General features: G+C 37.8%; 25 protein-coding genes and 1 riboswitch. Of the genes, 11 read left to right on the top strand and 14 right to left on the bottom strand.

Annotated elements, in window-relative coordinates:
* Window positions 1-76 precede the first annotated feature (76 nt).
* From LV716_RS09740 to LV716_RS09710, 7 genes are read left to right on the top strand one after another with little or no spacing between them, the layout of a single operon-like run.
* Window positions 77-316: a hypothetical protein gene (locus LV716_RS09740; protein WP_163417547.1), complete on the top strand. Its 240-nt coding sequence runs from the start codon at window positions 77-79 to the stop codon at window positions 314-316.
* A gap of 19 nt (window positions 317-335) precedes the next feature.
* The gene (locus tag LV716_RS09735; protein ID WP_163417546.1) at window positions 336-629 is read left to right on the top strand and encodes a hypothetical protein; all 294 of its coding nucleotides are present in this window, start codon (window positions 336-338) and stop codon (window positions 627-629) included.
* Window positions 630-637: 8 nt separating this feature from the next.
* Window positions 638-1,606 (top strand): sodium-dependent bicarbonate transport family permease, encoded by a 969-nt coding sequence (locus LV716_RS09730; protein ID WP_163417545.1) that lies wholly within the window; start codon window positions 638-640, stop codon window positions 1,604-1,606.
* A gap of 11 nt (window positions 1,607-1,617) precedes the next feature.
* Window positions 1,618-1,983, top strand: a complete 366-nt coding sequence (locus tag LV716_RS09725; RefSeq protein ID WP_163417544.1) for a hypothetical protein — start codon at window positions 1,618-1,620, stop codon at window positions 1,981-1,983.
* A gap of 54 nt (window positions 1,984-2,037) precedes the next feature.
* The gene (locus tag LV716_RS09720; RefSeq protein ID WP_163417543.1) at window positions 2,038-2,601 is read left to right on the top strand and encodes a DNA-3-methyladenine glycosylase I; all 564 of its coding nucleotides are present in this window, start codon (window positions 2,038-2,040) and stop codon (window positions 2,599-2,601) included.
* Window positions 2,588-3,166 (top strand): hypothetical protein, encoded by a 579-nt coding sequence (locus LV716_RS09715; RefSeq protein ID WP_163417542.1) that lies wholly within the window; start codon window positions 2,588-2,590, stop codon window positions 3,164-3,166. Before LV716_RS09720 ends, LV716_RS09715 begins: the two co-directional genes overlap by 14 nt.
* Window positions 3,153-3,833, top strand: a complete 681-nt coding sequence (locus LV716_RS09710) for a DUF2490 domain-containing protein (RefSeq protein ID WP_163417541.1) — start codon at window positions 3,153-3,155, stop codon at window positions 3,831-3,833. Before LV716_RS09715 ends, LV716_RS09710 begins: the two co-directional genes overlap by 14 nt.
* Here the strand turns inward: LV716_RS09710 and aat are convergent.
* The 3 genes from aat to LV716_RS09695 are packed head-to-tail and all read right to left on the bottom strand — an operon-like array spanning window position 3,822 to window position 6,279.
* Window positions 3,822-4,484 (bottom strand): leucyl/phenylalanyl-tRNA--protein transferase, encoded by a 663-nt coding sequence (aat, locus tag LV716_RS09705; RefSeq protein WP_233759099.1) that lies wholly within the window; start codon window positions 4,482-4,484, stop codon window positions 3,822-3,824. The two genes, LV716_RS09710 and aat, sit on opposite strands and share 12 nt — an antisense overlap.
* A 34-nt stretch (window positions 4,485-4,518) precedes the next feature.
* Window positions 4,519-5,871 (bottom strand): short-chain fatty acid transporter, encoded by a 1,353-nt coding sequence (locus LV716_RS09700; RefSeq protein ID WP_233759098.1) that lies wholly within the window; start codon window positions 5,869-5,871, stop codon window positions 4,519-4,521.
* Between the two features lie 30 nt (window positions 5,872-5,901).
* The gene (locus tag LV716_RS09695; RefSeq protein WP_163417539.1) at window positions 5,902-6,279 is read right to left on the bottom strand and encodes a DUF3127 domain-containing protein; all 378 of its coding nucleotides are present in this window, start codon (window positions 6,277-6,279) and stop codon (window positions 5,902-5,904) included.
* A 123-nt stretch (window positions 6,280-6,402) separates the two neighbouring features.
* Here LV716_RS09695 and LV716_RS09690 point away from each other — a divergent pair, with 123 nt between their 5' ends.
* Together LV716_RS09690 and LV716_RS09685 are read left to right on the top strand one after the other, a co-directional pair.
* Entirely contained in the window at window positions 6,403-7,551 is a 1,149-nt protein-coding gene (locus LV716_RS09690) for a PAS domain-containing sensor histidine kinase (protein ID WP_163417538.1), read from the top strand.
* Between the two features lie 6 nt (window positions 7,552-7,557).
* A complete protein-coding gene (locus LV716_RS09685) occupies window positions 7,558-7,908 on the top strand; it encodes a hypothetical protein (protein ID WP_163417537.1) in 351 nt (116 codons plus the stop codon).
* Here LV716_RS09685 and LV716_RS09680 read toward each other — a convergent pair.
* Window positions 7,901-8,293 (bottom strand): HIT family protein, encoded by a 393-nt coding sequence (locus LV716_RS09680; protein WP_163417536.1) that lies wholly within the window; start codon window positions 8,291-8,293, stop codon window positions 7,901-7,903. The genes LV716_RS09685 and LV716_RS09680 overlap by 8 nt on opposite strands.
* A gap of 67 nt (window positions 8,294-8,360) precedes the next feature.
* Complete coding sequence (gene greA / locus LV716_RS09675) at window positions 8,361-8,837, bottom strand: transcription elongation factor GreA (protein WP_163417535.1); 477 nt, start codon at window positions 8,835-8,837, stop codon at window positions 8,361-8,363.
* Between the two features lie 187 nt (window positions 8,838-9,024).
* Here greA and LV716_RS09670 point away from each other — a divergent pair, with 187 nt between their 5' ends.
* Window positions 9,025-9,462, top strand: a complete 438-nt coding sequence (locus tag LV716_RS09670) for a hypothetical protein (protein WP_163417534.1) — start codon at window positions 9,025-9,027, stop codon at window positions 9,460-9,462.
* 244 nt (window positions 9,463-9,706) lie between these two features.
* Here the strand turns inward: LV716_RS09670 and LV716_RS09665 are convergent, their stop codons facing one another.
* The 3 genes from LV716_RS09665 to LV716_RS09655 are packed head-to-tail and all read right to left on the bottom strand — an operon-like array spanning window position 9,707 to window position 13,871.
* The gene (locus LV716_RS09665; protein WP_163417533.1) at window positions 9,707-10,696 is read right to left on the bottom strand and encodes a Gfo/Idh/MocA family protein; all 990 of its coding nucleotides are present in this window, start codon (window positions 10,694-10,696) and stop codon (window positions 9,707-9,709) included.
* A gap of 16 nt (window positions 10,697-10,712) precedes the next feature.
* Entirely contained in the window at window positions 10,713-11,621 is a 909-nt protein-coding gene (locus tag LV716_RS09660; RefSeq protein WP_163417532.1) for an ABC transporter substrate-binding protein, read from the bottom strand.
* A gap of 3 nt (window positions 11,622-11,624) precedes the next feature.
* The gene (locus LV716_RS09655) at window positions 11,625-13,871 is read right to left on the bottom strand and encodes a TonB-dependent receptor (RefSeq protein WP_163417531.1); all 2,247 of its coding nucleotides are present in this window, start codon (window positions 13,869-13,871) and stop codon (window positions 11,625-11,627) included.
* Window positions 13,872-13,984: 113 nt separating this feature from the next.
* A riboswitch (TPP riboswitch) is annotated at window positions 13,985-14,115 on the bottom strand.
* A gap of 111 nt (window positions 14,116-14,226) precedes the next feature.
* Between LV716_RS09655 and LV716_RS09650 the strand changes: the two genes are divergently transcribed.
* Window positions 14,227-16,695 (top strand): ATP-binding protein, encoded by a 2,469-nt coding sequence (locus tag LV716_RS09650; protein ID WP_163417530.1) that lies wholly within the window; start codon window positions 14,227-14,229, stop codon window positions 16,693-16,695.
* On the opposite strand, the gene LV716_RS09645 is transcribed toward LV716_RS09650, so the two are convergent.
* The 6 genes from LV716_RS09645 to LV716_RS09620 form a co-directional block, all read right to left on the bottom strand.
* The gene (locus LV716_RS09645; RefSeq protein WP_163417529.1) at window positions 16,670-18,019 is read right to left on the bottom strand and encodes a sigma-54 dependent transcriptional regulator; all 1,350 of its coding nucleotides are present in this window, start codon (window positions 18,017-18,019) and stop codon (window positions 16,670-16,672) included. The genes LV716_RS09650 and LV716_RS09645 overlap by 26 nt on opposite strands.
* Window positions 18,020-18,155: 136 nt before the next feature.
* Window positions 18,156-18,461 carry a hypothetical protein gene (locus tag LV716_RS09640; protein ID WP_112377660.1) on the bottom strand — a complete coding sequence of 102 codons (306 nt, stop codon included), beginning with the start codon at window positions 18,459-18,461 and terminating at the stop codon, window positions 18,156-18,158.
* Between the two features lie 690 nt (window positions 18,462-19,151).
* The gene (locus LV716_RS09635) at window positions 19,152-20,690 is read right to left on the bottom strand and encodes a DUF4301 family protein (protein WP_163417528.1); all 1,539 of its coding nucleotides are present in this window, start codon (window positions 20,688-20,690) and stop codon (window positions 19,152-19,154) included.
* On the bottom strand, window positions 20,687-21,250 hold the full coding sequence (locus tag LV716_RS09630; protein WP_163417527.1) for an AAA family ATPase: 564 nt from the start codon (window positions 21,248-21,250) through the stop codon (window positions 20,687-20,689). The genes LV716_RS09635 and LV716_RS09630 overlap by 4 nt, the downstream gene beginning before the upstream one ends.
* Entirely contained in the window at window positions 21,205-21,843 is a 639-nt protein-coding gene (gene pnuC, locus LV716_RS09625) for a nicotinamide riboside transporter PnuC (RefSeq protein WP_163417526.1), read from the bottom strand. The genes LV716_RS09630 and pnuC overlap by 46 nt, the downstream gene beginning before the upstream one ends.
* Window positions 21,827-22,087 (bottom strand): YkoF family thiamine/hydroxymethylpyrimidine-binding protein, encoded by a 261-nt coding sequence (locus tag LV716_RS09620; RefSeq protein ID WP_163417525.1) that lies wholly within the window; start codon window positions 22,085-22,087, stop codon window positions 21,827-21,829. The genes pnuC and LV716_RS09620 overlap by 17 nt, the downstream gene beginning before the upstream one ends.
* Window positions 22,088-22,099 lie beyond the last annotated feature (12 nt).

The following is a 22,099-nucleotide window of genomic DNA, read 5'->3' as shown; positions in this document are numbered from 1 at the left end:
TTGTTTTATGCAAATTATAATAAATATAAATAAAAATATATGATAAATATCATTGAACTTCGCACCAAAATAAAATATGTTCGGTAAATCAACATCTCTAGTTCAAAAAATTGAGGCTAAAAGAACCAAACTTAGCGAAGAGGAAAAATATTATCCTATTTACTACGCTTTAATGGGGTTTCTTTTTGGCGGAATTTTAATCCTTTCCGCCCTAAACGACTTTCTTTTCTTTGGCTGGTTAAGTATTTCAATGTCGATCATATTCGGCTTATTGTCGATCAATATGATTGGAAAAAGACAAACAAAAAAATATTAAAACTTTAAAAATTTTCAAAATGGAAACTACAATCGAAACAAAGCAAAAAATACAATTGGTAGATGGCAGTTTTACCCCATCAGAGGCATGCGATGTAATTACTGCCCTAATAGACGAAAAAATAAACTTTCACAAGCTTCAGCGTATATCGTGGTGCGAAGGAGACAGAGACGCCAATACCAAGTATCCAGATGAGAGAATCCTAGAATTGGAAAAAGAGAAAGTAATTGCAAAGGAATTCATCAATAGTTTGAGAAGCGAGGGAAAAAGACTTCGAATTGATGGTATTCTCAAAATATCCCTGGAAGAATAAAAAAATTAATGGATTTACACCTTCTAATTGATAACCTAACCAACCCTGCCTTATTATTTTTCTTTCTTGGCATAGTTGCAGTCCAACTAAAAAGTGATTTAGAAATTCCTCAAAACTCATCAAAATTTATATCGTTATACTTACTATTTGCAATAGGCTTTAAGGGAGGCCTTGAACTTTCCCATAGCGACTTTAGTATGGAAATTATATGGTCGTTGCTATTTGGTATTTTTTTGGCCATCTCGGTACCTGTATTCGCTTATTTTATACTCAGAAGAAAATTTAGTGTTGAAAACTCCGGTGCAATCGCAGCGGCATATGGCTCTGTGAGTGCAGTGACCTTTGTAACCGCAATTTCGTTTTTGGAAATTGAAAACATTGAGTTTGGTGGGCATATGGTTGCAGTAATGGCACTTATGGAAGCACCTTCCATAATTATTGGAGTATTGTTAATGGCCTTTTTTAAGCGAGGTAACAAGAAAGATGGCAACTTTAAAAAAGTATTGCACCATTCGGTTACCAACGGTAGTGTTATATTGATTCTGGGAAGTTTGGCCATTGGTTTTTTGGCGAATGAGCATCAGGCGGAAGGAATTAAACCTTTTACCACAGATATCTTTAAAGGTTTCCTAGCAGTTTTCCTATTGGATATGGGAATCACCAGTGGGAAGAAATTGAACGATTTCATTAAGAAAGGCTGGTTTGCTTTGGTATTCTCTATTGGTTTGCCCGTGATTAATGGTTGTTTGGTTGCTTGGTTCAGTCAGTTTATCACAGAAAGTGTCGGTAACCGTTTTCTATTTGCCATTTTAGCCGCCAGTGCGTCTTATATTGCAGTACCCGCCGCCATGCGCATAGCGGCACCAAAAGCAAATCCAAGTCTTTATGTCCCTATGGCTTTGGCTTTTACATTTCCTTTCAACATTACATTGGGAATGCCCCTCTATTTGTTCATTATCCAAAGTTTTCAATCTTAAAGCAATGATGAATGAAGAAGAAAGAACGTCCTGCTATTTTTCCCGATACCGGTTTTAATGAAACATCTTCCAAATCTTACCATAAAAACTACAAAGTTAAGCTTGGTGAACTTTTTAAGATTGGAAATCCCGTAAACAAATCGTACTTGTACATACATGATTCCGTCAACGGTGAAACTTCAGAAATAGCTTCTAGAATACCTGTTCACAAAATAATGAGCCAACTGGTGGTCATCATTGGAATATTGGAACTCTCCAATAAAAAAGAGAAGGTAATCCTAGAACGAAAAGATAAGAATGACTTCTTTAGAGGGCAGAGTAGATTATACGTAGCCATTGACGATGCCATTATTTCCAAAGAGCTTATCCCACTATAGTTTAGTGCTGAAAGAAAAGTATATTTTCCCTTACCTTTAGGTTAAAATTTAACCATGAACAAACATCGCTGTGGTTGGTGCGAAGGCGATTCGCTTTACGAAGAGTATCATGATAGGGAATGGGGGGTGCCCGTGAAGGATGACGACACCTTGTTCGAATTTCTTATTTTGGAAACTTTTCAGGCAGGATTAAGCTGGATTACCGTCTTGAAGAAACGTGATAATTTTAGAAAGGCATTCGATAATTTTGATTACAAAAAAATAGCAAATTACAATCAGGAGAAAATCGATGGACTTCTTGATGATGCTGGTATCATAAGGAATAAATTAAAAGTAAATGCTACGGTTTCCAATGCCAGGGCATTTATGGAAGTGCAAAAAGAATTTGGGAGCTTTAGCGAATATATTTGGGGTTTTGTGAATGGAAAACCTCTCAAAAATAAGGTAGCTTATTACAAAGATGCGCCTGCTACCACACCGCTTTCGGATTCAATCAGCAAAGATTTAAAAAAACGCGGCTTTAAGTTTGTAGGAAGCACGGTTATGTATGCCCATATGCAGGCTACGGGAATGGTAAACGATCATGAGGTAAGCTGTTTTAGATATGATGAAGTATAGGCTATGTCTTGGATTAATACTACTGACATTCACATGTTGGGGGCAAAATAAATATGAGAAGGAATATCGCATAGCACAATCAGAATTCCCAACCAATGCCTACGAGCTCATTGCCGAACAATTGGCGTCATCAAAAAGGATACGTTTTTATAAGGAAACCGATAGCCTTAAGAACAGTTTTGAAGCCAAATTCAAGAAAGGAAAATTACATTACAGTGTGGAATTCGATGAACAGGGCATATTGGAGGATATTGAAATTATCATCAAGGAGAAAGATATACCAGAGGAGAGTTGGGATAACATCAATGAATATCTCCAGAACAAATTTAGCAAAGTCCGTATCGTAAAAATACAACAGCAATATCCTGTTAATGGCACCTCCGAAAAAGAACTGATTCACCACGCCTTCCAAAATCTAATTCTACCCTATATCAACTATGAACTGGTCTTTGCGGCAAAAGTTGAAAAGGGCTTTCAAACCTATGAGGCATTGTTTAATGCCAAGGGTGAATTTATAAAGCTTAGAAAATCATTATCATCCTCCTATGACCATGTTCTGTACTAGGTGGTTGTTGCCTAGCTGTTTTCTTTGGACCTCTTTTTTAGCATCCCAAGAAAACCTGACCGCGTATTTGCAACCACAAGCTGCCATAAACTACAACTTGTCCAAAACGTATTCGCATAACTTTTCTATGGCCAAGCGAAGTTTTTTTATTGACGAAGGAGATTTAGAGGTTAAGATAAGGCACGTGGACTTAGTTCATTTTTCGAATTTAAAATTGGCCGATAACAAGAGTATAGCGTTGGGGGTTCAATATCGATTCAGAAATAATTTTGAGGATAATCCTAACGAACTTCGCCTTACCCAACAGTACAACTTTACAAAACGACCTTTTGTGATACGATTTGGTCATAGGTTTAGAGCTGAGCAACGTATTACAGAACCATTGACGACACATAGATTCAGGTATCGCTTTGCAGTTGATTTTCCCTTGAAAGGGGAAAAATTGAATGTTGGCGAGCCTTATTTTGTTGGGGGATTTGAAAACTTATTGAGCGTGGCCAAAGGAAATTCTTCTGAATATGATACTAGAATTAGCGGTCAAGTGGGATGGCAGCTTTCAGGCGGATTAAAGGTACAGGGAGGTGTTGAATACCGGATAGAAGAATATACTTCTGGCCTACCCCAAAATGTAGTTTTCTTATTGACAAACGTCCAATTATCCCTTTAAAATTTTAATGAACGAATCCCTTGGTATCGTTTCGGCCCCAAGGCTTTTAAGATGGTCAGTATGCATTTGACAATCTATGAGCTTATAGCTTTCTTTTTCAAGTTTAGCGACCAATTGTATAAATGCAAATTTAGAAGCATTGGCAACGGTACTGAACATACTTTCACCACAAAATACATGGCCTAGATCAATCCCGTACAGTCCACCAACCAAATTATTATCTTTCCATACCTCAAAAGATTTGGCAAAGCCCAGTTCAAAAAGTTCCTTGTAAGCAGACTTCATGTTATTGGTAATCCATGTTCCATCCTGTCCTTTTCGCTTAATCTTGGCACATTTTTCTACAACATCATCAAAACATGCATTTTGAGTCAATATAAAATCACTTTTCCGAATAACCTTTCGCATACTTTTAGAAATCCTAAGCTTTTTTGGAAACAAGACCATTCGCGGGTCGGGACTCCACCACAAAATCAATGCATCTTCATTAAACCAAGGGAAAATACCGTTTTTGTAAGCCAAAAGTAAACGTTGTGGAGACAAATCGCCTCCTACAGCCAAAAGGCCATCTTCATTAGCAGTTTCAACGGGTGGGAATTCCAACCTATCCCCCAAGAAGGACAGGGGAAGGTTTTTCCTATCTTTTTCCAATTTGCAATTTTTATTAAAAATACGAAAAAAGAGACTAAAAAATAAGAAGTCCCCCTATGTAAACAAGACTTCCAATCAACATAAAAACTAGGGTGTAGGGTAGAATTTCTTTGGCTTTTAACCTGGTAATGCCCAAAAGTGGCAAAGCCCAAAAAGGTTGTAACATGTTCGTAATTTGATCACCATAGGCCAATGCCATTATAGCTTTTGGCAGTGGCACATCCATTTTTAATGCAGACTCAAGGACCAATGGTCCTTGGATAGCCCATTGCCCTCCCCCACTAGGAACAAAAATATTGACCAATCCCGCACTAAAAAAAGTAAAGATGGGCATTGTTGTTTCTGTACTTATGGACACAAAAAAATCAGAAATGCTCGTAATCATTCCACTACTGCCCATAATGCCCATGATACCAAAATATAGTGGAAATTGAATCAAGATTCCCGCGGTATCACCAATTGCTTCTTCTACCGCACTTAAAAAGCTTCTGAAGTTACCATGCAATACAATCGCTAGGCCAAGCATAAAAAAATTAAGTAAGTTAGGGGTAATGTTCAGGCTTCGTAAAGCTGGCAAATACTGAAGTAGAAAGGCCAACAAAATTAAAGTGCCAAAACTTATGGCAGCTATTTTTGAATGGTCCAGTTTTTCAGCTCCTTTTAGATTACTTTTTGCAGTGGAAGTAAATCTATATTCTTTTAAATCGAACTTTGTAGGGGTTGTTCTTTTGCCCAAATAGTAAACTAAAATACTTACAGCAAGCACAACAACTCCAAACAGAATAAGGTTCCAATAGCTAAAAACAGTAAACGAGGTAGAAATTGTTTCAGGCAACTGTGCCAATATTCCGCCATCGGAGATAGTTCCCATTAAACTATCCAGATGACCCGATTCGGAAACTTTTATTGGAGCGGAACCGCTTATTCCTCCATGCCAAACCATCATCCCAACATAGCCAGAAGCACCTACTAAAGGGTAATTAATAGGAATATTGTTCGCTTGGGCATATTCACCAATCTTACGGGCCAAAATAGCCCCAAAAATAAGACCGAGTCCCCAATTAAAAAATGAGACCAACATCGTGGGCAAAGCAACCAGAACAGCTGCATTGGAAGTATTTCTTACAAGCTTGGTGATTCTTAAAATCAACCGTTCCATGGGTCTGCTCAATACCAACACGTGCCCCAACACCAAAATGAGCATCATCTGATAGGCAAACACCAACAGGCCATTGTTCCATATCCCGTTTTCCCAATACAATAAAATTTGAACAAAATGATTCCTATCTGAAGTGTTTTCAGTAAAAACCAGCGCCAAAACAACGGTAAGGAACGTAAGAAATACCGCAATTGTAAACGGGGAAGGTAAAAACCTTCTAAAAATCAACGTTATACCTTTGGTTAGACCCAAAGTATGCTAGAAAGGCAAATCGTCGTGGTCACCCTCGTTAAGATCATCCGCAGGTTCAAAAGCTTCCATAGGCGGTACGGGCGGTATGTTCTCGCCACCTGTCTCTTCTTGAAGGTTCTCAATACGCCAACCCTGTACAGAATTAAAATATTTGGTTTCCCCTTGTGGATTCACCCACTCTCTCCCTCTTAAATTTATACTCACTTTTACCATTTGTCCAACACTATAATTGTTGAGCAAATCGCATTTATCCTGGACAAACTCCACTAAAATATGCTGAGGGTACTGCTCTTCTGTAGTAACTACCAATTCTCTTTTTCTGAAACCATTATTGCCATAGGTTTTGGTTTCATCTATCATTTTGATTCTTCCTTGAACTTCCATTTTTCTACTTTTCTATAAGTGCCAAAAATACATAAAATGAGTCCTAATAAAAACCATCCTAAGTAACGAAGTATCAACATATTTTTACATTTTCCGCTATCTTTAATCCCAATTGCAACAAAAATGAACATTAACCCAAGGAAAAAGGCCTACAACATCATTTTATTGATTTCGGCGTTTGTCATTGTAAGCCTTATACTTTGGAACACCAACAGTTTTTTTAAGAATTTTAAAGAGGAAGAGCGGTTGAAGATGGAAATTTGGGCGACCGCCCAATTGGAGCTCATCCAATCCTCGGTAGACCAAGAATTAGGAAACCTTACTTTAAAAGTGATGGGCAACAATACGTCCACTCCAATGATTTTGGTAAATGAAGAGGGGTCTATAAAAACGCATAACATACCTTTTGAAAAAGCAGCGGACAGTATTTACATCAAGAAAAAAATAAGGCAATTCGAAAGCGAGAACGAGCCTATCCATATTATTCAGGAGGGGGAGCTGTTGGAAACCCTATATTATGGAAATTCCGAGGTCTTAAATAAGCTGAAGTATTATCCTCTGGCTCTACTTTTGATCATCTTTCTTTTTGGAACGGTCATTTTCTTCTTCTTTAAGACCAACAAGGCTTCCGAACAAAATAAACTTTGGGCAGGGATGGCAAAGGAGACGGCACATCAGATTGGGACGCCCTTAACTTCGCTTCTGGGATGGAACGAACTCCTAAAGTCTGAAAATATCAATCCAGACATTACCAAAGAGATTGCGAAGGATATTACCCGATTGGAAACCATAACGGACCGCTTTTCCAAGATTGGTTCCATTCCAGATTTGGAAGCACATGATATTGTCGCCGAAACTGAAAAAGCCTATGAATATTTAAAACGAAGAAGCTCAAAACTTGTCCATTTTGCTTTTAGCTCCGAAATTGATGAAGTACCGGTGCTTTTAAATCCCCCTTTGTACAATTGGAGCATAGAAAATCTCGTTAAGAATGGTATAGATGCTATGAAAGGGAGAGGGAACATCACTATTCAAATTGAAAAAAAGGGCCAATACGTAAATATTTTGGTTTCGGATACAGGACACGGTATTCCAAAAAGTAATTTTCAAAGCATTTTTAATCCTGGTGTAACATCCAAGAAAAGAGGCTGGGGATTAGGGCTTTCCCTCGTAAAGAGAATTGTGGAGGAATATCACAAAGGAAAAATTAAAGTACTTTCGTCAAGCAAAGAAGGAACAATCATGCAAATTTCACTACGGGCAACTATTTAATACGCTATGGCAAAGGAAAAAAAGATTGCAATCAAAGACGCTGACATCACCAACAACTGCCCAGAATGCTTCAACCAAGAGCTGAAGATCACCTTTTACCAAAAACACACCTATAATGCATTTTATCATAAAACCACCGACGAGGTAACCCATGAGATAAAATGCAAGAAATGTTATTCCGTTATTTATCCCGTAAACTGGACTACGGACATTGAGCGGGTATTCGAGTACTATAATAAACTAGTTACTCCCGATAAGACTTCGGTACGGTTTACCACGCTCTTCTTTATCATTCTTGTATTGGCAATTTGTGGCGTATCGGCAGGCGTTTATTTTTATTTGGAAGGTGTTAGTTAAGCTTTTCCCTTATTTTCTCGGCAATAGCTATAAACTCCTCAGGCTCCAGTTTTTCTTTATGTTGAAACGTGGCGTTCTTCATGCTGTGCAATGGGATAAGGTGTACATGAACATGTGGAACTTCCAAACCGATAATCGTCATCCCTACACGTTCGCATGGTACCGCAGATTCAATCGCCTTACCTACTTTTCTTGAGAAGCGCATTAAACTCAAATAAGAAGCTTCATCCAAATCCAATAGCTTGTCCACCTCTGTTTTGGGTATGCAGAGGGTGTGACCTTTTGAATTAGGGTTAATATCAAGGAAAGCAAAATTATCTTCGTCCTCTGCTATTTTGTAGCAGGGAATCTCTCTGTCGATGATTTTGGTAAAAATACTTGGCATGCTTGGTTTGGTTTTAAATAAAAAATCCTGTCGAGCGACAGGATTAAATATAACGAATTAGTACCTGCTAATCTCGTGTAATCTCCAAAATATCGAACTTTAACGTTCCATTGGGAACGGTGATTTCCGCAACTTCGCCAACAGATTTTCCCAACAATCCTTTTCCGATTGGGGAAGTGACCGATATTTTACCGCTTTTTAAATCTGCTTCGCTTTCTGCAACCAATGTATATTTCATTTCCATCCCATTGGTTTGGTTTTTCAGTTTAACTGTAGACAGTACCAAAACCTTTGATGTATCCAGTTGTGATTCATCAATAAGTCTTGCGTTGGCCAATGTTTCTTCCATTTTAGAGATTTTCATTTCTAAAAGTCCTTGCGCTTCTTTTGCAGCATCATATTCCGCATTTTCAGATAAATCTCCTTTATCTCTAGCTTCACCAATGGCCTGTGAAGCCTTGGGACGCTCAACATCCTTTAGATAATTGAGTTCCTCCCTCAATTTTTTTAATCCTTCTTCTGTATAATAAGATACTTTACTCATATCATTGTAATTTAATGCAAAAGAACACTGGAGAAAATCAAAAATTTTCCCAATGCGCTTTATCGTTGTAAATACAAAAAATCCTCGAACACCTCTATGACTTGCATAGGATTTTTATCGAGGATTTAACGCAAATATAGGTAATTTTTGCCCAAATTTGCTGAAGTAATGTTTTGAAATTCACACTATGAGGTACTTCTGGGGCTTTATTTTATTGATTTTTTCAGTTTCATGCAATTCTGATAGCACCAATCGAAATCCTTTTCTCCAAGAGGTGAATTTTAGGTTTGAATTAAATTTGAATCTACCGCTCTATAACGATTTAAACAATATTGGCAATCCCGTTTACGTAGGAAATAGTGGAGTTGGTACACGAGGTGCTTTTGTCATCAAATCTGGATTGGATACTTATGTAGCTTTTGAAGCAAGCTGTCCCAATCATACACCCAATAATTGTTCTACCATGACCATTGACGGGCAAAATGTAGTCTGTTCCTGTGAAGATTACACCTATAATCTTTTTACCGGACAACAACTGGACAGACCAGACGATGGAAATCGCTATTACGACCTCCTTTTTTATAGGGCCACACAAAGTGGAAACATCGTAACCATCTCTAACTAGTGTTAGGTGTTAGGTGTTAGGTGTTAGGTGTTAGGTGTTAGGTGTTAGGTGTTAGGTGTTAGGTGTTAGGTGTTAGGTGTTAGGTGTTAGGTGTTAGGTGTTAGGTGTTAGGTGTTAGGTGTTAGGTGTTAGGTGTTAGGTGTTAGGTGTTAGGTGTTAGGTGTTAGGTGTTAGGTGAAAAAACAAATTTATGTCTTAATACAAAAACCAAAAATTTTCCATGTTCTTTTAGGAGTGTACCTTTCTATTTCAAATTCCCCAAGATTTTGTCCATCACCCAACTGGTATGCAGTCCTGTTTCTCCTGTTGAGGGGTGTTGTATTTCTTCAAAAAGATGCTTTTGCATATTTTCCACATGGTATTGGTGCATATGCTTAGGGTGTTCAATATGTAGAGATTCCTTATTTTCAAGACTAATGAGTTCCAATGGTGCTTCGTTCAATACTGAAAACCGTATTTCTCCCTTAGAACCAAAAATCTCAACGATGTCCCTTTGTTTATTGGCCCCAAAAATCCAACTGCCTTCTCCGGTTATTCCATTTTCATGGAGCCAACTGCCCGTAACCGCATCTTTGGCCGAATATAATCCTTGTTGGTTCACGGCAAAACCCTTTGCATCTTTTATATCACCCAACAAATAGATGAACAAATCAAGACCATGGCTTGCCAAATCATCAAAATAACCAGCTGGAGCAACTTTTGCGTCGGTACGCCAGTTGTATGTTCCGCTTAAATCCAGTTCGCTTGGTGTTCTACTCTTGTACCAACGAATGTGGCGCACATCTCCAATAAAGCCTTTATCCAACCACTCTTTTATTTTGGTAAACCTAGGTAGGGAACGGCGATAATAGGCAATAAAAAGTGGGATTTCTTTTTTTTTGAAGGCATTATATATCTCAAGACTATCTGCGTAGCTGGGCGCCATAGGTTTCTCAATACAACAAGGTTTTCCAGCTGCTGCCACTTGAAGACCATACAATTTATGGGTGTCTGGTGGTGTAGCTATATAAATGGCATCTATTTCAGGGTTTTCAATGACCTCACTCGCCTTGGTCGTCCAGAGCGGCACCTCATGTCTTTTGGCATAATCCGCTGCCTTTTCTGCATTACGTCGCATCACCATAGACAATTCAAAACCATCCGTTAGCTGATAGGGTGGACCGCTTTTTACTTCGGTAACATCTCCACAGCCTATAATTCCCCACCGCAATGGTCTTGAATTGTCCTTGTCCATATGTTCTATTTTTTAACTACTGCAGCAGGTTAGAAAACACTAAATCTTCATAAAGCAATCCAGCTGTTTCAAGATTTGAATCGTACAACCAATTTAAGAATAAATCCACCTTTTCCGGCTCCATAATCCCCCAATTGTTTTCGTTACCATAAAATTTATTCGAAAGCTTTTGACTTTCCAACAGGTCGATATCGGCATCGCTCTTGGCTATATGGGGCTTAATGCAATCCGCTGCATATTGCGGATGCTCTATAGCGTATAAAAAGCCTTGCTTTGTTGCACTAAGAAAATCTTTATAACATTTTTTATTGCTATCGATTCTGCTTCTACTTGCCAAAATAACAGGAGAATAGCCATAAGGAATTCCATAATCTCCCATTTTGAAGTTTCGTAGTTTAATCCCTTTGGTTTTCGCATGGACCCCTTCCCAATTCGTAAAAATCCAAGTAGCATCCAAAGAACCGTTTATGAGCGTGTCCCAAATACCCAATCGTTTTGGGTATTCAATTTTAATATCGCCCATGCCGCCATCATTCCGTATCATCTGTTTCACTATCTCATCTTCGTAACGAGCCTTATAGGAAGCATAAACTTTTCCATCTAAATCTTTAGGTGTGTTTATCTTACTTTCCTGTAAAACAGTTATTGCACTAATATCTTCTCTAAAAATTGTAGCAATAGCTACAGCGTCAAACCTTTCTTTTTTGGTATTGTAGCTCAAAACACTCTCAAAAGGACAAAGTGCTAAATCAGCTTCTCCCAGTTCTACTTTTTTAGCAGGTGTTTTGCTATAATCGTCTGCTTCTGGTGTATTTATCTCCAAATCAATTCCGTGCCCGTGATAAAAACCTCTTTCCTGTGCCACATAAAAACCTGTATGGTTTGTATTTGCAGTCCAATCCAATACTATTTTCAGCTTATCCATATTTTAAAAGTTTAAAGTTGCTCCTAATAGAAAATTGATACCTGCCTGTGGATAGAAAAATGATTCCCCAAAAAACACATAACCATTATTTTCATATTCCAAATCAAAAATATTGTTCACTTGTCCTGTAAATACTATCGATTTTAAAATTGAAATGTTCGCTAACGTATATTGTACGTTCACATCATTCACAAAATAAGCGTCTATGGCATTAGAATCCGTATTAGTCATAAATTGCTCTCCTACATATTTAGAATACAAACTTGCACTAAAGCTATCTGAAGCATTGTACGTAAAAATATTTCCTGCAATAATCTCTGGTGAGAACGAAATGTTGGTATTGCCTAAATTGGTAAAACCATCGGTATCAGCTTCAACCAAAAAATCTTGGTTTTTATTGGTACTGACCGCCAAATTTGGTCGAATACTGAATTTATCCCATGTAAAATTGGCATCGATTTCCAAACCTAAACGATAGCTCTGACCACTGTTCTGGCGAATTGGAAAACCTACCTCATCCAATTCTCCCGTCAATACCAACTGATTCTTAAAATCTAGATAGTATGCATTGGTATTCAATTGAAAATTTGGTGAGACATAACGCCATCCCAATTCAAAATCATTCAAGCTTTCAGGTTCTGGGGTACCCGTTTCAAAATCTACACGTGCTGGTTCGCGATTCGCCCGCGCATAAGAGAAATAGATACTGTTTTGATTATTTGGCTTATAAGTTATTCCGGTTTTTGGATTGAAGAATGAGAAATTTTCATCTACGTTCAATGCACCACTTGGGTCGAACAGCGCTCCTGAAGCTTCGTAATCAATTGTTCTTATTTGCAAATCGCCAAACAACGAAAATTGTTCATTAAGTTGATAGGTAGCTTTTGCGTACACATTGAAATCTCTTTTATCGCTACCATTTTCATAAAAACGGAAGGGAATACTGGGCAATTGTGCAAATTCGGCTGCAGTAATCTCGCCAAATTGTTCACCATCATAACGATTGAACCCTCCACCAAAGACTGCATCCCATTTGGAGTCTTTGTAGTTCAAACTAAATACGGTGCCGTAAAAGTCACTGTTCAAAAAACGTTCCGTGACCAAGTCCGAACGTTCTATTGTTTCGCCATTAGATTCAAAATTTGGCAGTCTGTAGAAGGCTAAATCTCCATTAAAAAAACTAGGGTCCGATTCTATGTATTGCTCAAAAAACCCACGCCCTTTTGTATAGTGGAGCGATATGTTCCCTGTCCAGTTCTCGTCAAATTGCTGGGTAATATGCAATTGATAATGGTCTTGTTTGTAGTTATCGGTCTGTCTATCGTAGAACTGCACATTACCATCAGAATCAAGGTAAAGACCGTCATTATTAAAGGTTCTATTTTCTTCGATTCCAGCAGCATTCAGACCAAAAAACGATAATCCTGTAATTTCTTCACCTCCAAAAACTACCGCTTTTATCAAGGTATTTTCATCTTTATATACCCCATCTAAAAAATAGGACCTTAAATCTGAAAAGGCACGGTCGATATAACCATCCGATTTAATTCTGGAAAGTCTTCCCGAAAAGGCAAAATGGTCGTTCAGCAATCCAGTGCTAAAACGAACGGAATGTTTCCTAGAATTGAAACTGCCAAAGCTATTGGATAACTGCCCAAAAGCTTCTTCTGAGTAATTGTCCGTCAAAATATTGACACTTGCCCCAAAAGCACCTGCCCCGTTCGTGGATGTTCCCACGCCTCGTTGAATTTGGATGTTTTCGATAGATGATGCAAAATCCTGAAGGTTAACAAAAAAAGTAGTCTGGCTATCGGCATCGTTGTACGGAATTCCATTGATCGTTACATTGATACGAGAGTTGTCGGCACCTCGAATTCGAAAATCGGTAGGACCTATTCCAGTGCCATCAAATGTAGTGGAGACCACCGAGGGCATATAATTCAACAATACAGGAATATCCTGGCCTAAATTTACTTTCTGGATTTCTTCCCTGTCAATGTTGGTAAATGTCACCGGAATCTTGTCGGTAGCCCGCGATGCAGAGACTACAACTTCATCAAGATTGATTTTTTTCCCTTCCAAAGAGTCTTTGGGCTTTTCCTGTGCACTGGCTGAAAGTGCCAATCCACAGCTGACAAAAGCAGCGAACATTGTTTTAATACGATGTCTCTTTTCATTTTTTGACCGTCGCATTGAACCATCTTTGCGTTTGATGGCTTCTTCATAAAAATTTGAATAGAATGGTTTCATCCGTAAAAAATTTTACGAATAAAAGGGGCCATTATTCCTTGTTAATACTTGATTTTTTTGAGCGACCCAAGGAGTTTTTATGCATTCTGAAATAAATTCAGAATGACGCCTACTCTTAAACGCTCTTCTATCCCTTGGCGGCATTACCCGCCCAGGTTCTTTGGGTATAATCTCAGCTTGTCCTGAACTTGTTTTAGGACCTGCCCAATTCAAGTTCGAGGTTTAAGCACCCCTTTGAGATGGGGCAAATGTAATTCGCCATATTCACTTTTCATAGCAAAAATGACGTTAATTAACTTTTAAAAACGACCCACACACCTATTCTTTCCCGTATATAGATGGTAGAGCGCTTGTTATGTACCCCAAATCCAAAAGGAGATTTACATTTAAAATAATTACCAGCTATCTAGTCTTAGGTGTGTTGGCGTTTTTGGCTGCCTTTTTCGTTTATTCGGAATTCCAGGATTATAACGCTTCACAGAGTAAAGAGGAGGATAATATCAAATTATTAAAAACCAACTCCTTGTTGACCGAACTGTACGAAGCCGAAAACTTATCAAAGCTGGCACTACAAACCAAAGAAAGAGGAAATCTAACGGCCTATGCCCAAAAGGTGGATACGATATTCAATTCTATCGATAGCCTAAAACTCTTGACTACCAACGATAATCAGATAGTAAAACTGGACAGTGTTCAAAAACTACTGCAACAGAAAGTATACAATAATGCAGAACTTAGAAATTTAAAAGTCAGAAATACCAAAAGCGCGCCCATTGATTCCTTGTTGAAAAAGTTCAATAAAATGGAAGTGGACATGGGAAGAATAACCCCAGAGACTTTTGCTCCAAATTTTGAACAACTGTCTCCGGAGACCCAAAATTCCATAAAAAAAGTTGTGGCCATTCTCAACAAGAATATTCCATCCGAAGATAAGGACAATGCCCCCACGGCAGACATAGACTCCTTATTGCAATTATCCAAGTCCCTTTTGGAACGTGCCAAATTGGAAAACGCAAGAATAGAACGATCCGTAATCAGAAAAGAGCTTCAAATTTATAAAGCAGATCTAGAGCTTTCCCAAAAACTGCGCAGTATGATTTCTGCTTTTGAAAAGGAAATCATCATGAATGCCTATCTGGATAATCTCAACAAGGAACAAATATTAAAACGAAGTGTTCGCTTGACAGGGATTGCCGTTATTTTGGGTTTAATCGTAGTATCGTTATTCACCTTCCTGATTATCCGTGATTTTTGGAAAGTGCAACGTTACCGGGAACAATTGGAAAAGGAAAAGAAATATTCCGAATCTTTATTGAAAAGTAGGGAACAGTTAATCTCTACAGTAAGCCATGATCTTAGAACACCATTAAATACTATTGGGGGCTACACAGAGTTAATGGAGCATAGCAACTTGGGCACCAATCAGCAACAGTATGTACGCAATATTAAATCTGCCTCAAAATATGTTGATAACCTGGTAAATGACCTTTTGGATTTTTCAAAATTAGAATCGGGAAAAATACAGATAGAAAAAGTACCCTTTCTGCTCTCTCATTTAATTGCGGATACCGCTTCTGGTTTTGAAGACATCTATCATAAAAAATTCATAGTCTTTTCATCAGAAATTCCCGAAGCTTTGGAAAAACCCATAATAGGGGATCCTTTTAGAGTGCGCCAAATATTGACCAATCTGTTAGGAAACGCCTTTAAATTCACGGACAAAGGCTTTGTAAAAGTAAAAGCCCGTGTAAGAGAAAATGATAGCGGTCCTTTAGTGAACATTACTGTCATTGATTCAGGCATAGGAATTAAAAAAGAGCAACAAGAACGAATCTTTAAAGAATTTGCCCAAGCAAGTGATTCCATAGAAAAGAAGTATGGTGGATATGGTCTTGGATTGACCATATCCAAAAAACTGACAAGTTTATTGGGCGGAACTTTATATCTGGAAAGTGAGGAAAACAAAGGAAGTGCATTTACACTTTCTCTCCCTCTTAAATTTTCTGACACAGAGATTACCACCGAGGACACACAACATTCAAATCTTAAAAATCAGCCTTCCTTACTCATTTTTGACGATGATGAAACGTTATTGGAACTCTTGCAAGAAGTATGCAAAATACACCATATGCCCGCAAAGGTCTTTTCCAATTTTGAAGATGCAGAACATCTTGATGATTTTCATTATGATGTGGTTTTGACCGATATACAAATGCCCGTAGTCAATGGGTACGAAGTGGTCAAAAGATTAAAGTCTGGCCATTTTTCGCATTATGAAAATCAACCCATAGTTGCAATGACAGGTCAAAGAAATGTTGACAAGAAGAGTTATCTTGACAATGGGTTCTCTGAAGTGTTACCTAAACCTTTTTCCCATGACGCACTTTTAAATACGCTTAATACCATTCTGGACTATGGCAACCAGCATACCCCAGAACATAGTTTGAACGAGAATACGGTCCAGTCAAATTCAAAACTGTTCAGTCTAGAAATTATTTCGTCTTTCTTGGACAGTCCCAAAAGTGTTTACGAGGTTTTAGAAAGCTTTCTAGAGGATACCCATGATAATTTATACCGACTTTCCATTGCGGTCGAAAACCTTAACTACGATGAAATAAAATCCATCTCACACAAGATGCTGCCCATGTTTCGACAGTTAAAAGTGGAGAGTGCCATTCCTATTCTTGAAAAACTTGAACACCTTTCTTATGATGCCACGCACAAAAAAACAATACGTAGATTTGAAAAACTGAAACTTTCAATCTTAAATCTGGAAACAGCAATTCATGCTTTTTTGCCTACACTTCCAGTTGATATTGATTAATTTTATTATAGAGTGTCTTTCTAGTGATTTGTAAAAGTTTGGCAGCCTTGCTCTTGTTAAAATTGGTTTGCTTCAAAGCATTGAGAATCTTCTCCTTTTCATAGTCCGATTTAGAGAATTTGGATTGGGATGAATTCTCGACTACATTGTCCACTGTATTAGGAATGGAGCTTAAACTTACCGTATCTCCTTCTGTAAATAAAACAGCACGCTTGACTACATTTTTTAATTCCCGTAGGTTTCCTGGCCAAGCATAGTTATGGAATGTATGTTTTACCTCTTCGGAAAAACCCGTTACATTTTTATCAAGTTCCCTATTTGCATTGTCCAAAAAGTAATTGGCAAATAACATGAGGTCGTCAACACGCTCCTTTAGTGATGGTATCTCAACAGAAAACTCATTAAGACGATGGTACAAGTCTTCCCTAAAACTACCTTCGGCAACGGCATGCAATAAATTTTCATTGGTTGCCGTGATAATCCGTACATCAACAAAAATTTCTTTCGTACTGCCAACGCGCTTTATCTTTCTTTCTTGAAGCGCCCTAAGCAGTTGAACTTGATTCTCATAGGAAAGGTTTCCTATTTCATCTAAAAAGAGCGTACCTCCGTTTGCAGCTTCAAAATGACCCATTTTATCATCAATAGCTCCTGTAAAACTTCCCTTTACGTGTCCAAAAAATTCACTCGTCGCGATTTCCTTAGGGATGGCACCACAATCTACGGCGACAAAGTTATTGGCCTTTCGCTTACTTTTATCGTGAATGGCCTTGGCAGTAACTTCTTTGCCGGTGCCACTTTCGCCAGTAATCAAAACCGACATATTGGTTGGGGCCACCAAATCTATATACTGCTGTAGTTTTCTTGATACTTCACTGGTTCCAACAATAGTCCCTGATTGGGTTGAAGCAATGGATTGTTTTTTGGTATCCTCAGTTTTTACAGGTTGTTCCTTTACTGCCGCCTTGGTATTGAGGGCGCTCGTAATGATCTTGAGTATATTTTCTGGGGTAAAAGGTTTTGAGATATAATCGAATGCCCCTTTTTTCATGGCACTCACCGCAGTCTTCACTTCTGCGTAACCGGTCATCAAAATTACCTGTGTACTTGGAAATTCAGATTTTATTCTCGAAAGCAATGCTATACCGTCTCCTTCTGGCAAACGCACATCGGATAGAATAATATCAAAAAGGCTTGACTTTAATTTCTGTTTGGCATCTGTAATTGTATAGCTTGTAGAAATATCAAAGTTATGCTTGGCCAAAAACTTATGGAGCATTTGGCAAAAAGCTGTGTCATCCTCAATGATTAAGATTTTGGGCATACCTTAATCTAATATACGACGGGGATAAAGTTATGGACTTTAAGAGCGTGGTAAAATTATCATAAAAAGGAGAGGCCCACGTAAGCAGACCTCTCCTTAACCAAACTAACCTAACACGATTAATCAAAAACTGTAATTATATTTCTATCCAATTTCCTTCGGCATCGGCATACAATGTTCCAGAAGTACCATCTTCCAATGATAGTTCCAACTTGTATTGCTCAGATGCATTTTTATAGGCTTTATTTACAGTAGCCGTTGGATAGTCCTTTGCCACAGCTGCTGTAACAGCTTCTGGAAGATCGGAAACACTGATTTCCTCAAAATCCTGTGTTGCAGTTACTACAGTTGTTTCGTCTGCTTGCAGCTCAGCAGTTTCTTCTTGGGCGATTGCTGTAAGACCTACAAAAGATAAAACAGTTGCAAAAAATAACTTTCTCATGATATATATGTTTTTAAAAATTAAACTTGCTTATCTATATGAAAATCTAGTGCCAACATTTTCTTTGTTGCCCTATTCAATTTAAGTGCTTAATAATGAATTGATTATGATATTTTCAAAAAACAGGATACTGTGTAATTTTGTATACAACAGTATCTTCATGTGTATTTTTTATACAAAAAAAGGCTGCCAAAGCAGCCTTTTCAACTTCCCTAGCACCATATAACCATTTTCTAAAAGAATACAATTATTTTAGGTACCACTGGGAACGGACAATACAAGGTTAGTGTTTGCATAGCATCATCCTAGTTACTTTTCCTTATTTTTTCTATAATCCTTGTTCAAATAAGATGCCACCAAAAAAACGGATATCACAAAGGATAGAATACTGATGGCCAAAACTATTTTGTAGATCATTTTTTAATTTCTGGGTATTTCATGTTTTTTTGATTCTTTGTCATAAAAAGGCCGCACAGTGTACGACCTTTCTACCAAATCAATCAACCAAAAAATCTAGACACCCTCATCTAGATGTTTTAAATATTTTATAATTAGCTCCATCACAAACTTGGGAACCGTTCCAATTTATCTATAAGACACTGCTTTTTTATTTTGGTCACATTAAAAAAGGACCGTTACCTACTACAGCAGGTAACGGTCCTTTATAAATTGGGTAGCACTATGTAACTTTTAAACTTGGTGTGTAGGTTTTAAAAGATCATTGACCGTTTTAACTGGATTAAAAGTTACCAATGGCACTTCTACAAAAATAGTGTTCCAATACGCCATGGCCCCATTCCAAAGCCCTGGAAGTTCTAGCGCTTTTAATTCTTTGCCCTCTTTTGTCTTTTCTGTGATAAAACCTTGTTTTGTATCTATAAAGTCCAATAGATTATATTTCTCACCTTTATGGTTTCGTACCCCACATATTAAATCAACAGGATTAAAATGTGTTGCGTTTTTTAATATGGCTGCTTGTTCCTCATTAGAAGTATCAATTTGGGCCGACTCTATAATTTGAAGTGAAACATCATTCTCGCTATCCTTTATCCAAAAAGGTCCTCCACCCGGCTCACCTTCATTTTTTACCATTCCACATACACGGATAGGGCAATTGATTTTGTCTTTTACCATAGCTACTTGCCCTTCTAGATTTAAATTCATTAAATCATTGGGAAACCTTACGTTCAACTTGTTTTCTAAAAAGATTTTGATTTCATCCAGTTGTTCATTGGAAATACTGTTGTGTTCAAGCATTTTAGCATATTCGAACGCCTTCGCCTGAACTCTAGTTAAAACACCCGCCAACATTTTCTTACTGTCGGCCACTTCTTGTAAGTTATCATCAATGACTACATTATCAATATTTTTTATAAAAATAACGTCGGCATCTTGATCATTTAAATTTTCTATTAAAGCTCCATGGCCTCCCGGTCTAAACAATATTGACCCATCATTGTTTTTAAAAGGTTTATTCTCCATATCTACGGCAATGGTATCCGTAGATGGTTTTTGATTGGAATAAGTAATGCTAAACTGAGTATCTGTTTTCTTGGAAATTTTAGGACCAGCCTGTGCATGTTCTTTTCTGAACATAGCATCGTGCTGCTCAGATATGGTGAAATGTAGATTGGCTTTACCCTCTGTTTTTGCATAAAGTGCCGCCTCTTTTAAATGTTCTTCGAACGGAGTTACACTTTCAGTACCGTATTTATGAAATGGCAATAGCCCTTTTGGATAAAACCCATAGTTGAGCCCATCTTCCATAAGCATTTCTTTTACAAAGAGATAGGCTTCTTCATCTGAATTTTTTGCTTTTGCCGAAATTCTATCCATAATTTGATGATAAAACGGAAAGTCTTTCATTTCAGATGTAAACTTTTGGACCGCTGTATCACCAGTTCTTTCAATATAGGCTGATAATTTTTCTTTGGAAGGATCGTAGATATCCAAAAAATTGAACATTGCCTTGAACATTCTTGACGCGGCCCCCGAAGCTGGTACAAATTTTAAAAGTTCCAAGTCGCCACGAACGTTTTCAAAATATTGGATGAGTTCGTTTTCTTCTTTTTCAGAAAACTTAAGAATACCATCTGAAACAACCGCGGCTTTTTTTAATTCTACAAATGGGATTCCCTCTTTAAATGTTTCAATCTGACCCATTACTTTTTCCTTGGAAATTCCTTTTTGTTTCAGTTGTTCTAAGTCCTGCTGACTAAAGTCGATCATTGTTGTAAAAGATTATTTATGCGTTCTACTGCGGTTTTGAGCCTTGTCTTTTTATCTCCTTTCAAGATAACGAAATTCCGATCGTATTTTTTTAATGTGTCATGAAAATATGCAAACATTTTTTCTCTTTCATCTGGCTTGTCCCTAAGGTCGTCCGCTTCCCATGGGGTATCTATATAAGTCAAGAAATACAGGTCATATGTATTCTTTAATGCATACTTCTCCAAAACCGGGTCGCAATGGCCTATATAATAAGCTTCTGAATATACCTTGGTTTCCAATAAATCGGTATCACAAATGAGTAAATCTGTAGCTTTCTTGGTCAATTCATTTTCCAATCGGATTTGTCCTTGGGCAATAGGCAATAAATCATGCGGTTCACAGGTTTTACGCTCGTTGTTCCATTTGTCCTGTAAGTACTCACGTGCATATTCGGGTACCCAAACCGTATTATAATGCCTTGCTAGTTGTTGTGACAACGTAGTTTTTCCTGTAGACTCAGGACCAAAAAGAACTACTTTAATAAGGTTTGAGGGCTCTTGCCCAAGTTTTTCTTCCATGCTTTGTAACCGTAAATGGCAATTATAGTCAATAAAAAATACAGCAAAGAGCTAAAGATTAGTCCTTTATACCAATATAAGGGTACGGTGACAATGTCACCAACGATCCAATAGACCCAGTTCTCCAGTTTTTTTTTGGCCATCAACCACATTCCCACAAAAAAGATAGCTGTAGTGAGGGTATCCACATAAGCTGTCCACGTATCAAATTTTTCGAAGAAAACGTAAACCAGGGTTACAAAAACGACTGCGCCAATAAAAAGGAGTACCGACCATTTTTTTTCTTTTAATGTGGTCTTGGTGATGGGAATAAAATGACTCTCATCAACTTTACGAGTCCATAGATACCACCCTATAACACTCATAACAAAATAATACGCATTAATGAGCATATCCCCTAAAAGGCCAAAAACCAAAAGGATATATACAAAGATTCCTGTACTGATGATGCCCGTAGGAAAAACCAAGATATTCTCACGCTTGGAGTACCAAACGCTGAGCAGCCCAAAAACCACCCCGATCATCTCTAACACGATCAAATGTGTTGGCACACCCTCGTATTGGGCAAAAATCCAATCAAAAATGTGGCTCATACCCGCTTCTGTCAGATTTTACAATCTTCATATTAAGTAGTATGTGTTCAATATTTTCAAAAGTATCTTTTATCTCCTTATGAAGGATTTTCATAACATCATCATACTCCCCATAGACTTGGGTACTCAATGGATTTTCTAAAATAGTAAGTCCAGAAGCTCTGAGTTTTTGGATAAAATCTATGATAGGCGCTTCAAAGTCATCTTGTAGCGGAGTTAGTGCAAGTTCTACGGATATTTTCATTAATCAAAAAAT

It is taken from the genome of Flagellimonas sp. HMM57 (assembly GCF_021390175.1).
Lineage (GTDB): Bacteria > Bacteroidota > Bacteroidia > Flavobacteriales > Flavobacteriaceae > Flagellimonas.
The sequence above is the reverse complement of the archived record's forward strand: the minus strand, read 5'-3'. Positions and strand labels throughout refer to the sequence as shown.

What these genes read in the sequence shown, in the direction of transcription:
- LV716_RS09695 (WP_163417539.1), bottom strand. Translation starts at nt 6,279, where the DNA reads ATGGAAGTTCAAGGAAGAATCAAAATGATAGATGAAACCAAAACCTAT.
- LV716_RS09710 (WP_163417541.1), top strand. Translation starts at nt 3,153, where the DNA reads ATGTTCTGTACTAGGTGGTTGTTGCCTAGCTGTTTTCTTTGGACCTCT.
- LV716_RS09725 (WP_163417544.1), top strand. Translation starts at nt 1,618, where the DNA reads ATGAAGAAGAAAGAACGTCCTGCTATTTTTCCCGATACCGGTTTTAAT.
- LV716_RS09665 (WP_163417533.1), bottom strand. Translation starts at nt 10,696, where the DNA reads ATGGACAAGGACAATTCAAGACCATTGCGGTGGGGAATTATAGGCTGT.
- LV716_RS09735 (WP_163417546.1), top strand. Translation starts at nt 336, where the DNA reads ATGGAAACTACAATCGAAACAAAGCAAAAAATACAATTGGTAGATGGC.
- LV716_RS09635 (WP_163417528.1), bottom strand. Translation starts at nt 20,690, where the DNA reads ATGATCGACTTTAGTCAGCAGGACTTAGAACAACTGAAACAAAAAGGA.
- LV716_RS09715 (WP_163417542.1), top strand. Translation starts at nt 2,588, where the DNA reads ATGATGAAGTATAGGCTATGTCTTGGATTAATACTACTGACATTCACA.
- LV716_RS09685 (WP_163417537.1), top strand. Translation starts at nt 7,558, where the DNA reads ATGGCAAAGGAAAAAAAGATTGCAATCAAAGACGCTGACATCACCAAC.
- LV716_RS09680 (WP_163417536.1), bottom strand. Translation starts at nt 8,293, where the DNA reads ATGCCAAGTATTTTTACCAAAATCATCGACAGAGAGATTCCCTGCTAC.
- LV716_RS09640 (WP_112377660.1), bottom strand. Translation starts at nt 18,461, where the DNA reads ATGAGAAAGTTATTTTTTGCAACTGTTTTATCTTTTGTAGGTCTTACA.
- LV716_RS09740 (WP_163417547.1), top strand. Translation starts at nt 77, where the DNA reads ATGTTCGGTAAATCAACATCTCTAGTTCAAAAAATTGAGGCTAAAAGA.
- LV716_RS09670 (WP_163417534.1), top strand. Translation starts at nt 9,025, where the DNA reads ATGAGGTACTTCTGGGGCTTTATTTTATTGATTTTTTCAGTTTCATGC.
- LV716_RS09655 (WP_163417531.1), bottom strand. Translation starts at nt 13,871, where the DNA reads ATGAAACCATTCTATTCAAATTTTTATGAAGAAGCCATCAAACGCAAA.
- LV716_RS09650 (WP_163417530.1), top strand. Translation starts at nt 14,227, where the DNA reads ATGTACCCCAAATCCAAAAGGAGATTTACATTTAAAATAATTACCAGC.
- LV716_RS09690 (WP_163417538.1), top strand. Translation starts at nt 6,403, where the DNA reads ATGAACATTAACCCAAGGAAAAAGGCCTACAACATCATTTTATTGATT.
- LV716_RS09720 (WP_163417543.1), top strand. Translation starts at nt 2,038, where the DNA reads ATGAACAAACATCGCTGTGGTTGGTGCGAAGGCGATTCGCTTTACGAA.
- LV716_RS09645 (WP_163417529.1), bottom strand. Translation starts at nt 18,019, where the DNA reads ATGCCCAAAATCTTAATCATTGAGGATGACACAGCTTTTTGCCAAATG.
- LV716_RS09730 (WP_163417545.1), top strand. Translation starts at nt 638, where the DNA reads ATGGATTTACACCTTCTAATTGATAACCTAACCAACCCTGCCTTATTA.
- LV716_RS09630 (WP_163417527.1), bottom strand. Translation starts at nt 21,250, where the DNA reads ATGGAAGAAAAACTTGGGCAAGAGCCCTCAAACCTTATTAAAGTAGTT.
- LV716_RS09660 (WP_163417532.1), bottom strand. Translation starts at nt 11,621, where the DNA reads ATGGATAAGCTGAAAATAGTATTGGATTGGACTGCAAATACAAACCAT.
- greA (WP_163417535.1), bottom strand. Translation starts at nt 8,837, where the DNA reads ATGAGTAAAGTATCTTATTATACAGAAGAAGGATTAAAAAAATTGAGG.
- pnuC (WP_163417526.1), bottom strand. Translation starts at nt 21,843, where the DNA reads ATGAGCCACATTTTTGATTGGATTTTTGCCCAATACGAGGGTGTGCCA.
- LV716_RS09620 (WP_163417525.1), bottom strand. Translation starts at nt 22,087, where the DNA reads ATGAAAATATCCGTAGAACTTGCACTAACTCCGCTACAAGATGACTTT.